This window comes from Chlorobaculum sp. MV4-Y (assembly GCF_025244685.1).
Lineage (GTDB): Bacteria > Bacteroidota > Chlorobiia > Chlorobiales > Chlorobiaceae > Chlorobaculum.
Map to the genome: position 1 here is coordinate 614,337 of NZ_CP104202.1, position 12,978 is coordinate 627,314.

The 12,978-nt window shown below is 53.7% G+C and carries 10 protein-coding genes; 3 read left to right on the forward strand and 7 right to left on the reverse strand.

Going from position 1 to position 12,978, the window contains the following annotated elements:
• The first annotated feature begins 117 nt into the window (after positions 1 to 117).
• Positions 118 to 2,544 carry a PAS domain S-box protein gene (locus tag NY406_RS02905; RefSeq protein WP_260633258.1) on the forward strand — a complete coding sequence of 809 codons (2,427 nt, stop codon included), beginning with the start codon at positions 118 to 120 and terminating at the stop codon, positions 2,542 to 2,544.
• Positions 2,545 to 2,589: 45 nt separating this feature from the next.
• Here the strand turns inward: NY406_RS02905 and NY406_RS02910 are convergent, their stop codons facing one another.
• The 5 genes from NY406_RS02910 to NY406_RS02930 all read right to left on the reverse strand — a co-directional run bounded on the left by NY406_RS02910 (position 2,590) and on the right by NY406_RS02930 (position 8,954).
• A complete protein-coding gene (locus NY406_RS02910) occupies positions 2,590 to 3,453 on the reverse strand; it encodes a transglutaminase family protein (protein ID WP_260633259.1) in 864 nt (287 codons plus the stop codon).
• Positions 3,450 to 4,568: an alpha-E domain-containing protein gene (locus tag NY406_RS02915; protein ID WP_260633260.1), complete on the reverse strand. Its 1,119-nt coding sequence runs from the start codon at positions 4,566 to 4,568 to the stop codon at positions 3,450 to 3,452. The genes NY406_RS02910 and NY406_RS02915 overlap by 4 nt, the downstream gene beginning before the upstream one ends.
• 22 nt (positions 4,569 to 4,590) lie before the next feature.
• The gene (locus NY406_RS02920) at positions 4,591 to 6,039 is read right to left on the reverse strand and encodes a circularly permuted type 2 ATP-grasp protein (protein ID WP_260633261.1); all 1,449 of its coding nucleotides are present in this window, start codon (positions 6,037 to 6,039) and stop codon (positions 4,591 to 4,593) included.
• Positions 6,040 to 6,172: 133 nt separating this feature from the next.
• Complete coding sequence (locus NY406_RS02925) at positions 6,173 to 6,856, reverse strand: RNA-binding domain-containing protein (RefSeq protein ID WP_260633262.1); 684 nt, start codon at positions 6,854 to 6,856, stop codon at positions 6,173 to 6,175.
• 208 nt (positions 6,857 to 7,064) lie between these two features.
• Entirely contained in the window at positions 7,065 to 8,954 is a 1,890-nt protein-coding gene (locus NY406_RS02930) for a chloride channel protein (RefSeq protein ID WP_260633263.1), read from the reverse strand.
• Between the two features lie 284 nt (positions 8,955 to 9,238).
• Between NY406_RS02930 and NY406_RS02935 the strand changes: the two genes are divergently transcribed.
• Both NY406_RS02935 and NY406_RS02940 read left to right on the forward strand, forming a co-directional pair.
• On the forward strand, positions 9,239 to 9,526 hold the full coding sequence (locus NY406_RS02935) for a superinfection immunity protein (protein WP_260633264.1): 288 nt from the start codon (positions 9,239 to 9,241) through the stop codon (positions 9,524 to 9,526).
• 359 nt (positions 9,527 to 9,885) lie between these two features.
• Entirely contained in the window at positions 9,886 to 10,332 is a 447-nt protein-coding gene (locus NY406_RS02940; protein ID WP_260633265.1) for a hypothetical protein, read from the forward strand.
• Positions 10,333 to 10,438: 106 nt separating this feature from the next.
• Here NY406_RS02940 and lysS read toward each other — a convergent pair whose 3' ends face one another.
• Together lysS and NY406_RS02950 are read right to left on the reverse strand one after the other, a co-directional pair.
• Positions 10,439 to 11,974: a lysine--tRNA ligase gene (gene lysS / locus NY406_RS02945; protein WP_260633266.1), complete on the reverse strand. Its 1,536-nt coding sequence runs from the start codon at positions 11,972 to 11,974 to the stop codon at positions 10,439 to 10,441.
• A 51-nt stretch (positions 11,975 to 12,025) separates the two neighbouring features.
• Complete coding sequence (locus NY406_RS02950; protein ID WP_260633267.1) at positions 12,026 to 12,958, reverse strand: phytoene/squalene synthase family protein; 933 nt, start codon at positions 12,956 to 12,958, stop codon at positions 12,026 to 12,028.
• Positions 12,959 to 12,978: the final 20 nt, after the last annotated feature.

A 12,978-nucleotide genomic window follows, 5' to 3' on the forward strand; every position in this document is an offset into this window, starting at 1 on the left:
AAAATTTATGTATAAGGTGCCGCTGATGTATATGCGAGCAATATATGAAAGGCGTATTTCGAGTCCGGCAAACCTTTAAACACTATCTTCCTCATGTCAGGGAATAGCACAAGCGCAATGTTCGGATTTTCGAATTCGGATATATCCGTTTCTTCTGGACATACTCTTCATCTTGATGACGTGTTGCCTCAGTCCATGTACATGGTGGATGCGGATGGGCGTATGGTACGCTGGAGCCCGTGGTTTCGGGACCGGATCGCCGGACTTTCTGATGCGGAGGTGGCTTCGATCGATTTTCTTGAACTGATTCATCCCGAAGACAGAGAGCTGGTCCGGCAGCGAATGCGGAAGATTCTCGATCAGGGCGTTCAGGACAGTCTTGAGGTCAGGATATTTCTCAAAGGTGGGCCTGCATTTCGCTGGTTTTTTCTTGTGGCCAACCGATATGAATATGACGGGCACTATTTCATAACCGGTACAGGCATCGATATTACCCGTCTGAAAAATTCGGGTATGGCTATGATGCATGGTGAACAGCGGTACCGCTCAATGTTTGAAAAGGTCGATGCACCGGTGTTCATTACCGACACCAATGGTGTTATTGTCTATGTTTCACCGGCTTTTGAAAAGATAACCGGTTACTCATTCTCAGAATGCGTGGGCAAGCCGTTCCTCGAATGCTGCAAAGAAATTGAGCCGGGAGGAGTATCGTTTTCCATGTTCAGCGACGTCATATCAAACGCTTCAGCCGTCAAGGCCAGCGAAATCACGATTCTCAAGAAAGATGGTTCGTCGAGTTACGTTGAATTGAAATTTCAGCGTTATCATGATAACCGTAACGAAGGTGTGATCGGGGTGCTTTACGATCTCACCCAGCGCAAAAGGCTTGAGTTGCTGATGGAGTTCCGTCTCGGGCTTTTGCAGCACGCCGACAAGACGTCTATCGATGAAATTATGCAAAAGATGCTCGACGAAGCTGAAAAGCTTACCGACAGCATGTTCAGCTTTATCTGTTTTCTTTCTGTTGATTCGGGCGGCGTGTCTGACTGTATTTTGTCGAGCAGTGTTCGTGATCGGATGGGGGCGACGAGCCAAAGCGGAGAGCAGTTTCCATTCGATGTGATGCCGTTTCTGAATGATGCCATCAAATCCGGCCGAGCCAGCATTGTCAACGGATACCTTGAACAGGCTCATTCAGACGTTTCTTTTGATCATTCCGCCATATTCAACAGCCTTTCAGTCCCGATCATTGAGTGCGGCAATGTTGTTGCCGTTCTGCTGGTTAGTAACAAGCGTACGCCCTATACCGACAATGATGTTCACTGGGTAGGTATGCTTACTGATCTTGTCTGGGAGATTGTGCTCCGGAAACGGGCAGCGCAGGCCGAGATTAACAATCAGTCGCTTCTGCTGCAAATTCAGAAGATGGAGCTTGTCGGTCAGCTTGCTGGTGGCATAGCCCATGACTTCAACAACATGCTTGGGGTTATTCTCGGCAATGCCGAACTGGCGCTGTCGAGTGATGGCCTTGAGGCATCGGTTGAGGAGAATCTGCAGGAAATTTACCGGGCGGCTGAACGTTCGGCTGAAATGACCAGCCAGTTGCTTGCATTTGCTCGCAAGCAGACGGCTATGCCCAAACCGGTGAATATCGATGAGGTAGTTCAGGATTCGCTGCCGATTCTGCAAAGAGTGGCAGGAGAAAAAATTGAGATTGAATTACGGCTGTGTGGTGATGACTGCCGGCTTCACATCGATCCGTCCCAGATCGAACAGATTCTGATGAATCTCTGTATTTATGCCCGTGACGCTATGAATGGGGCCGGAAAAATCGTTATTGAGGCGAAGCGAATCAACATCGCACCGTCACAGCATAGTGGCGGCGATTTCAGATTGTCAGGGGATTTTATCATGCTTTCCGTGACCGATACCGGTCAGGGTATTGCTGATATCCACAAGTCGCACATTTTCGAGCCGTTTTTCACCACCAAGGTACTGGGGAAAGGCACCGGTCTTGGACTTTCGTCGGTCTATGGTATTGTCAAACAGAACAGGGGGTTTGTCGATTTTGAAAGTAAAGTGGGAGTCGGGACTACGTTCCATATCTATCTGCCTCTCTATAAAAAGCATGATATTTCTGGAGCTGACAACGGTACCGGCAGCGGCAAAAATGAACAGACGACGATTCTTGTTGTCGAAGACGAACTCGAAATTCTCAATCTTTGCCGGATCATGCTTCAAAAGTCCGGCTTCAAAGTGTATGCCGCCAACTCTCCATCCGAGGCCATCGTGATTGCCGAAGAAAACAGCGGCAAGATCGATTTGGTTCTGACCGATGTGGTTATGCCGGAGATGAACGGTGTTGATCTCTCCTCGAAGCTTTCGGCCATCAGTCCCGGTTTCAGGGTGCTTTTTATGTCGGGATATCCGGCGGACGTGATTGCCAGTCACGGGGTGGATAACCCGCTGGTCAACGTTATCCGCAAGCCCTTTACGTTCAAGGCACTGGTCGAAAAGGTTCGGGAATGCATCGATGCGGAGTGAATCGCCGGAAACAGACGTCTCAGGTGCCGTTTTGCTTTTGATGACTCAGGCCGGGTGGTGATGCCGAACTGCAGACGCTTCACCGTCATGTTCAAGTGAGCTGACCCTGACCGATACGCCGAGTTTTTCTGAGGCGGTGCCTTTGTAGGTGCCTCGTACCGGCGGTACGTCACCATAGTCACGTCCTGTTCCGATCTTGATGTACCGGTCGTCCACGAAAAGCGTTTTGTGGGTCGGATCGAAACCTGCCCACCCATTTTCTTCTCCGCACCACACTTCGCACCATGCGTGACTCGCCTCGTCCTGTCCCTCCGGAGTGCTCCCGCCGCCGTAGAGATAGCCACTGACATAGCGAGCCGGAAGGCCGAGATGACGACAGGTCGCGAGCATGATGTGGGCAAAATCCTGGCACACACCGCGTCCGAGCGCCATGACTACGGCGCTGGTGCTGTGCACGTCGGTCGCGCCCGGCTCGTAGAGGAAGGTATCGTTGATATACCGGCAGATTTCAGTGGCTTGCTGGTACGGCTCATCGATCTCCCTGAAGCGGGCAGCAAGGACTTGAATCGCGGCATCGAAGTGGACATAGTGGCTCTCGGCAAGCAGATCGAGCAGGAGGATTTCATCCTCGGTGAACGGGCCAGTCTCCTGATGGGCGGCAGTCTCTACCACTGAAGTCGCGACGATCTGCACCCGTTTATGGCTTTGCAGGATATTGAAATGGTGCACCCTGTTACCGTAAAAATCGGGATAATCAAATATGGCTGCCGATGGCGTAACCTGGAGGTTGAAGCTGACACATTGCTGCGAGCCGCTGCCACTCGCTGGATGCAGGCGCACTTCTGTCGCGGTTTCGTAGATCGGTTCTTCGTATTCGAAAAGCGTTGAATGTTCGACTTTGAGGATCATGCGCTGAAAGGTTTCCGGTTGACAGCGTCGATGAAACGTTGTTGTTGCTGCTGTTGCTGTGATTGAGACTGGCTCCAGTTGGCCCGGCGCCCGTCGAGGCCGGTGAAGGGATGCGCCTCGGAAATATTGGCAGGCTCGATCTTCGGCGTGTGATAGGCGAAGTAGAGCAGATGCAGCTGTTCGCCAATTTTGGCCAGCCCCTGTTCAACCTCTTCAAGGAACCGGTGCACCCCTTGCTGAAGGATCTCTTCGACGGTAGTATAGCTCATTTCCGCCTCCATTTTACCGATCAGACGGTCCACGTTGTTGGCGTAACGGTGCGAGGAGCTGCCCGAAATTCTCCACAGGGACTCCTGCGCCGCGCAGATCGAAAAAGCGATGCTGCGGGGGAAGCTGCGGTCAAGAATCAGGAAACTGAGAATGTTGTCGGGATCGATTTTCGAGAGATAGACTTTCCGGAATGCTTCCAGCGCGCTGCAACTTTTCAGCACGGCCATCCACTGGATGATATCCATTGAGCTTCTTACGATGTCGGCGTGGTGTTCATGGCCGTGCATCAGCATGTGGTACTTGACGTCGATGAGTCGCGCGGCATTGTCGGCCCGCTCCAGGTACTTGCCGATCTGCACGAACTCCCATCCCTCGTTGTGCGAAAAGGTGTTGTCGGTGATGCCCTGGAAGAGATGCGAGGCGTTCTTGATCTCCTTGTAAAAGGTGTAGGGATCGCTGTGCACCTGCTGGGGCGAAACGCTCTGCAGGAAGTGGTAGAGGTTGTTGAGCTGCTCCCACATTTCGCTTGAAATGCTCTCGATGATGCTCCGGGCGTTTTCACGCGCCATGCTGATCGAGGAGAGAATCGAGCTGCTGTTCTTGCGATTGAACACAAGATAATCGGTCACCGAGTGAGCATCGTACTCCTGGTAAAGGCTGTTGAAATGCTCCGGATCGGACATCACCATAATGAGTGGCTTCCAGTAGTTCGGATGACCGACCGGGGTGATGCTGTTCAGGTCGAGTAGCAGGTTGAAGTTGACGTCGAGAAAGCGCGCGGTGTTTTCCGCGCGTTCAAAGTAACGGCTCATCCAGAACAGCGATTCAGCGACACGGCTCAGCATTGACAATTCGTTCGTTAAAGGTTCAGTTATCGATGACCCAGGTATCCTTGCTTCCGCCGCCCTGTGAAGAGTTGACCACGAGCGAGCCGCGCTTGAGCGCCACTCTGGTCAGGCCGCCGGGCACGATGGAGAGCGATTTGCCGTAGAGCACATAGGGACGAAGGTCGATATGGCACGGCGCGATCTCGGTGTCGTTGAAAAAGCTCGGATGGCGCGAGAGCGAAATGGTCGGCTGTGCGATGTAGTTCCGGGGATTCTCCACGATCTTTTCGGCGAAACGCTCGCGCTCCTCGGGCGTGGATTGCGGGCCGACCAGCATACCGTATCCACCCGACTCGTTGGCCGCCTTGACCACCAGCTTGTCGAGATTTTCGAGAATGTACTTCAGGTGCTTCGGGTTGCCCGCGAGCCAGGTTTCGACGTTGTCGAGAACCGGATCTTCGCCGAGGTAGTATTTGATGATCTGCGGTACGAAGCTGTAGATCACCTTGTCGTCCGCTACGCCGGTGCCGATGGCATTGGCCAGCGTCACGTTGCCCTTGCGGTAGGCGTTGACCAGGCCCGCCACCCCCAGCACCGAGTCGGGCCTGAAGACGAGCGGGTCGATGAATTCGTCATCCACGCGGCGGTAGATCACGTCCACGATTTTCAATCCCTTGGTCGTGCGGGTATAGACCTTGTTGTTGTTAACCACCAGGTCGCGCCCCTCGGTGAGCTGAACGCCCATCTGCCGGGCGAGGAAGCTGTGCTCGAAATAGGCCGAGTTGTAGATGCCCGGCGTGAGCACCACCACCTTGGGATCGGCCTTCGGCGTCGGGCTGATCTCCTGAAGCGTGCGGAGCAGCTGCTGCGGGTAGTTCTCGACCGGGCGCACCGTGTAGCGGTCGAAGAGCACCGGGAAGGCGCGCTTCATGGCGATGCGGTTCTGCAACATGTACGAGACGCCGCTCGGCGTACGCAGGTTGTCTTCCAGAACAAGGTAACGGCCGTCCGCATCACGGATGAGGTCACTGCCCGTGACGTGGATGTAGATGCCGAGCGGTGGTCGAACGCCGACGAACTCGCGCCGGAAGTGCTTGCTGCCGAGCACCAGTTCGGGGGGAATAACCTTGTCACGCAGGATTTTCTGATCCTGATAAATATCTGCGAGGAAAAGGTTTAATGCAGTGATGCGCTGAACAAGTCCGCGCTCGATGCCCTCCCATTCGGAACCGGGGATGATTCTCGGAATCAGGTCGAACGGAAAGATGCGCTCGATCCCCTCGTCAACACCATAGACGGTGAAGGTGATGCCCTGGTTGCGGAAAAAGATGTTCACCAGCTCCCGCCTCGCCCGGATGTCTGCCGCCGAAAACTGATTGAACCTCTGCATCATGATGCCATAGTGAGCGCGCGGTCCATCGTCACTGGCGATTACCTCATCGAAAAAGCGGTCAGATTGCGGGTGATATTGATCGAACAGTCGGGTCATGGACGGTAAAAAAAGAGATTGCGGACTGCGTCAGGCTACCTGGCGGCAACTTAAATAAATACGGTTATTTGTGATTATTTCCTAAATAAATAATGCAAAAATGTAGAGTAGTCGAGGCGATTTTGGATGGAAATCAGCGATGCGCCAGTGTGTAGCTGTTGCCGCCATTTGCGGTGTCGAGCCGCAACGCACCGGATCTGACCAGCGAAACCAGAATGCGGCGGGCCTCCTTCATCGGAATTCCGGCGCTGTCGGCGAACTCTTCTGCCGTAATCCGGTCGTCGTGGCGGTTCAGCCAATCGAGCAGGCGGCGTTCGCGGTCGGTAAACGAGACCCTGACCGGCTCGCGCGACGAGAGCATCAGCTCGATGCGGTCTTCGGAGGCGGCCCTGTTGTGGCTGCCGTCGCGGATGAAGACTCGTCGTTCGACGCCGTGCTTGCCGCTGTCGCTCCGGATGAACGGTTCGATATGAAAGTGGGGACGCTCCGGACTTTCCGGAATATCAACCAGCAGCACCATCCGCCGCTTGAACTCCTCGAAGTGAACCTCGATGCGAGGCTTTGGCTCGATATGGAACCGCATCGCCTCGTCAATCACCTGAAGCGCCTCTTTCTCGCTCTGGATCCCCACGATGCGCCGGTCATCGTCAACCCCGATCAGGATGACGCCGCCCGAGGTGTTGGCGAATGCCGTGATCGACCGGGCGATTTTGGGTGCGGAGTGGATGAGCCTCTTGAACTCGATACGCAATCCTTCGCCCTCTGCAACCAGATCGAGCAGGTTAGGGACGGAATATTTAGGCTTGTAAATGGTCATGAGGCATCTCCATCTTGTTAAATGAAGGCCAGGGTGGTCAGCCGGAGTAGCCGGGTCAAATCTGCAATAGAGAGGATGTTCCCTGAGCCGATACGTTCGACTCTCGAACAGGCGATTCAGGAAGCACATCATAAAACCATACGCATCAGTTACCGTAAATGCAAGCGGCTTTTGATTCTTGTGACAAATGAATCGACACGGACGGCCATTACGCTGTTCGCTGGTTGGCCATCTCACCGGCATCTTCGCCGATGAGGTTCATCTGTTTGCGGTAATAGGAAAACGCCTCATCCTGCTTGAGAATCCCGAGCAGCTTGCGCGAATGATATTCGACCACCGGCAGCGTCGAGTATTCGGAAATCTCGAAAATCTTTAGCGCCTCGTCGAGCTTGGAGGTTTCGTAAAGGACGGTCACATTCTTTTTGACCAGATCATCGGCGATCATGCCGGGGAAGATACCATCCTTCAGCACAAGGCTCATCTCGTCGAGGCCGATGATGCCGATGAACGTTCCCTCCGGCGTCGTGATGAAAAAGTGCGAATCGCGGGTGTTATGGAACGCATCGATGATGGTCTCCACCTTGGTGACATCGAAGAACTTGACGAATTTGCGCTGCATCACCTCGAGCACGCTGATATTTCCGGCAATAGTCAGGGCGATGCCGAAGCCGACGCGCACATTCTCCTTTTCGAGCACGTAGGTTTCCATGGTGTAGGGGTACGCCAGCCGGGCCACCAGCGCCGAGGTGACTGCCGCGAACATGATGGGCAGCACGATTTCGTACTGGCCAGTAACTTCAAATAAAATAAGGATAACCGTCAGCGGCGCGCGCATGATGCCCGCCGTCACCGCGCCCATGCCCACCAGTGCGTAGGCTCCTGACGCAGCGGTGATCGTCGGAAAAAGTGTGTTCACGATCTTGCCAAACATGCCGCCGAGCATCGCTCCCATCTTCATGGTTGGCGCGAACATGCCGCCCGAACCGCCCGAGCCGACCGTCAGCGCCACGACCACCGGCTTGAGCAGGTAGACGGCGACCATGTTCTCCCAGCTCTCCTGCCCGATCAGCGCCTTGTTGATAACCTCATAGCTGAAACCGTATAGTTCCGGCACCCACATGCTTATTAACCCGCACAAAAGGCCACCGAGAGCGGGCATCGACCATGCGGGAATGCGAAAGTGCTTTTCAATTTTCTGAATATGCTCTTCAATGAAGTAAAAGGTTCTGATGAACAGTACGGCAGTGAGACCGGCAAGGACGCCAAGGATGAAGTAGAACACCAGTTCGGTATCCGAAACGAGGCTGTATTCGGGAACCTGAAAAGTCGGGTAATTGCCGAGATAACTTCTCGACAGCACGGTTCCCACCACGGCAGCCACCACGATGGGGCTGAACGTCTTGACGCTGAAATCGCCGAGAATCACCTCAACGGCGAACATCACGCCACCGATTGGAGCATTGAACACGGCAGCAAGCCCCGCTGCCGCACCACAACCGAGAAGCGTCCGGGTCCTGCCCGGAGAAAATTTGAGCCACTGCGCAATAGTCGAACCGATCGACGCGCCCACCTGCGCGATCGGCGCCTCGCGTCCGCCGCCACCGCCGGTTCCAATGCTTACCACCGAGGTGATGGTTTTGTGCATCCAGTTTTTCGTGGGAATTTTGCCATTCTTCTGCGCCACGGCCTTGATGACCGAAGGCAAGCCATGCTCGGGCTTGGCCTTGACGACATACGTATTGTAAAGGCCGACAACCAGTCCGCCAAGGGCGGGGATCAGCGGAAGCAGAAAGATCCGGAGGTAGTTGTTGAAAGTTGGCAGCCCGAGAGCGGTCGTGCCGTAGAAAAGATATGAGCTGATGATCTTTATGGCGTCGTGAAAAATGACGGCAACGTATCCGGTGACCAGTCCAACGAAAACGGCAACGAGCAGAAACGGGAGATCCTGATTGAGGTTGAGCTGGGCGAGGAACGAAGCCCAGGTCATGCGGACGAACTGCTGTGAAGAACCCTTGAAGTAGCGGCTTTTGCGCAGGAAGATATAGATCAAAACAATAACACGCCGCTTGAGGCGGCTGTTCTCAAAAAGCCTGCTCATTGAATCGGGTCACCGGGTTGGAAATCATGGCAATAGTGCAATGTATTTTTTCTGCATGTAGATACCAAAACACAGCAGCACAAAGGCTTCCGAACGTGAAGCTTTTTGGCAGCCCCCTCTTTTGCCGCCGTTGAAGGTTGTACCCGCGGAGCTTGTCTTTTTGGGACGCGAGAAGTCAGCTTTTATCCAGATGTGCAGAATTTTGCTGTCAGTAGCGAAGAAAAACGGAAAACAAGGCGTCAAACGAGCAGTGGAGTATTCAAGAACACAAGCAAATGAATGTTATGGAACAAGAAATCATGCGTACCTGGGTCTGGTCAACATCATCTCCGGTGCCGCTTATTCTGCTCAACGTCTTTCTCTGGGCATTCTACTTCGTGCCTTCGATGATCGCCTGGGTGCGCAAGCACCGGAGTCTGCCGGGGATCATTGCGCTGAACATCCTGCTCGGCTGGACGGGTATCGGCTGGATCGGCGCATTTGTCTGGTCGCTTTCATGGCCCGGCCACGACAACCCGCAAACGCCGGTTTCAAAGGCAAACGCCCCATCCGAGCCGGATCAGTACGAATGAGTTCTTATCGTGTATGAAAACTTTCATTTTTTGTTTGCATGACGGTCTGACGAACCCGGTGTAGTTTCTGAACGCAGGCGGTTTCGGTAGCTCAATCTGGATTAGCCTATAATTTTGAACATTACAATCGCACATAGCCTCATCTGGGGCTATGTGCGATTTGTGCGCCGGGTTATTTTTTGATAGCTTTAAGTCGTTTTATGCTTTTATAACTACTTGTAGGCTTTGAAAGAATTTATGATAAAAAATATTCCATTATTATATGGGTTAAATCACCCGAGACAATTACTTGATAAGATGAAAAGTGATGGTCAAAAGTTAGAACCGGATTATGATTGGATAAATGTTTTTAATTTTTTGTGACAGCATCAGTGCGGAATGATTGGGTGCAAGGTTATTATGATTTAAAGAAGTCATCTTTAGCTGATGCACTTACGGCAAAGAACATAAAGGGATACCCGAAAAATGCCTATGATTGGTTTATTGATAAATCTTGTTTTCCGAATAAAGAGTATGAGCTGATGGAGCAGGTTCGTGATTGTTTGAATATTTGTCATCATGTTTGTAACGCAAGTAAGCATTATGATTGGACTAGAAATGAAGATTTGGACGGAATTCCATTATCAATTGGGAGTGAACCGGTCATTAATGACTGTTACCAATATTTTTTTACAAAAACAGCCCCGGGGCTGTTTGTCGAGATCAAAGATCAGAATTATTGCATAACCCAAATAAGGGATATACTGTGTCAGTTTTATGAAGGGCTACTGGGGTATCTTGAAAACGATTTTACTAAATCGATTTGAGGGGGATAAATAGCGATTTTTTAGGCTTTTCGATACACGAGAACCAAAAAGCCCCGGCACTTCATCCGCGCCGGGGCTTTTGCATTTCATTCCATCAATCCTCGCTTCACTCCGGCTTCATGTGCGGGAAGAAGATGACGTCGCGGATGGAGTCTTCGCCGGTGAGGAGCATCACCATGCGGTCGATGCCGATGCCGAGGCCGGCGCAAGGGGGCATGCCGTATTCCAGCGCGCGGAGGAAGTCTTCATCGACAATCATCGCTTCGTCGTCGCCGCGCTGGCGGAGGCGGGCCTGCTCTTCGAGTCGTTCGCGCTGGATGACCGGGTCGTTCAGTTCGGAGAAGGAGTTACACACCTCCTTGCCACCGACGATCAGCTCGAAGCGCTCGACAAGGCCGGGTTCCGAGCGGTGCTTCTTGGCGAGCGGCGACATCTCCTCCGGATAGTCGGTGATGAAGGTTGGCTGGATGAGCTTCGGCTCGACGAACTCGCCGAAGATTTCGTCGATGATCTTGCCGCTACTGATCTTGGGATCGAGTTCGAGTCCCAGATCCTTGGCGATGTCGCGGAGCTGCGCTTCCGATTTGCCGCGAATTTCCATGCCGGTGAACTCTTTGATCGAGTCGGCGATGGTGAGGCGGCGGAACGGCGGCTTCAGGCTGATCTCGTTGCCGAGAAACATCGTCGAATCCTTGCCATTCACTTCGAGACACGCTTTGTGCAGTAAATCTTCGACCAGCTCCATCATCCAGACGTAATCCTTGTAGGCGACGTACAGCTCGACCTGCGTGAATTCGGGGTTGTGGAAGCGGTCGATGCCCTCGTTGCGGAAATCCTTGGCGAACTCGAACACACCGTCGAAGCCGCCGACGATGAGGCGCTTGAGGTACAGCTCGTTGGCGATGCGCAGGTAGAGCTGCATGTCGAGCGCATTGTGGTGCGTCGTAAAGGGACGCGCCGCCGCGCCGCCGTAGATCGGCTGGAGGATCGGGGTTTCCACTTCGAGCCAGCCGTTCGAGGCGAAGTAGTTGCGCATCAGGGCGACGATCTTCGTCCGCTTGATGAAGGTGCCGCGCACCTCAGGGTTGACGATCAGATCGACGTAGCGCTGGCGGTAGCGCAACTCGCGGTCGCTGAAGGCGTCGTACACCACCTTCTGGCCGTCCACCTCTTTCTCCTTGGCGATCGGAATTGGGCGGAGCGACTTCGAGAGCAACTCGAACTCCCTGGCGTGTACCGAAATTTCACCGGTTTTCGTCTTGAACGTGAAGCCGCTGACACCCACGATGTCGCCGATGTCGAGCAGCTTGAAAGTGTTGTACGACGCCTCGCCTACGTCGTCGCGCTTGAGGTAGATCTGGATGCGCCCAACGGAGTCCTGGATGTGAAAGAACGAGGCCTTGCCCATTTTGCGGATGGCCATGATGCGTCCGGCCACCGAAACGTCCTCGGGATTATCGTCGCTGAAGCTGTCGATGATCGCTTTCGAGGTGGTCGTAACGTCGAATTTGTAGGGATAGGGATTGATGCCGGCTTCGGCGAGGTGTGTGCGCTCCTCGAAGCGGCGCTTCATCTGGTCGTTGAGCGAAACGGCGGGTGACGGGTCGTTCTGCTGGCTTTTCTGTTCTGGTGCGTTGGACATGCTGATGGTCTGAAGTGATAAAATAAAACGGTTTATCTGAGGCTTGAAAGGTCAGGCCGAGATCATGGTTTTGATCCAGATTGACGGCAGGGTGCTCAGTTTCTGGTAAAACGAGCGGTATGCCCGGCGGGTGAAGACGTCGTAGCCGTTCTCCTCGATAGCCTTGAGGATATCGCTGTAGTTACGGCTGCTGATGCCGACGGCGAGGCGACTGTTCTTTTCAAGCATCGGAATACCGAGGTCAGCCGAGGCGTAATACTTTCGGGCGCGATCGATCTGGAACTTCATGAGATCGACGAATTTTCCGTTCATCGTGCGGCTCATGAACTCCTCACGGCTGTAGTTGAAACGGCGTAAATCTTCGAGCGGCAGGTAGATGCGGTTGCGGTCGATGTCCTCGCCTATGTCGCGCAGGATGTTGGTGAGCTGCATGGCGATACCGAGGTCGATGGCGTGCTGCAGGGCCTCCTTGTCGCTGTAGCCGAAAATTTCGACCGTCATGAGGCCGACCACCGAGGCGACCTTGTAACAGTAAACGTAGAGTTCGTCGAAGGTCTCGAAGGTCTTGAAGTCGATGTCCATCGCCACGCCGTCGATCAGGTCGAGCGGTAGTTCGATGGGAATCGAGTAGTGGCACAGGGTATCCTGCCACGCCATGAGGATCGGGTCATTGCTCGGTTTGCCGTCGTAGCAGGCGCGGAGGCGCAGCTTCCAGTCGGCAATCGAGTCGTTGAGTTCCGAGCGGGTCAACTGGCCGTTGCTCAGTTTGTCCTGCGCCAGATCGACCAGGTCGTCCACGGTACGCAACAGCGCATACATGGCAAAGATCGGATTCTGCTGGCGTTTGGGCAGGAACTTGGTGGCGAGGTAGAAGGTCTTGGCGTGGTGTTTGGCAATTTGGCGGCAGTAATCGTAGGCGTTCGGGAGCGACAGCTTTTGGCCTGCATCGTGAAGCACTCTCTGTCCGTTGTAGCTGTAGTTCATGAAACTTTCGCCGCTGGTTT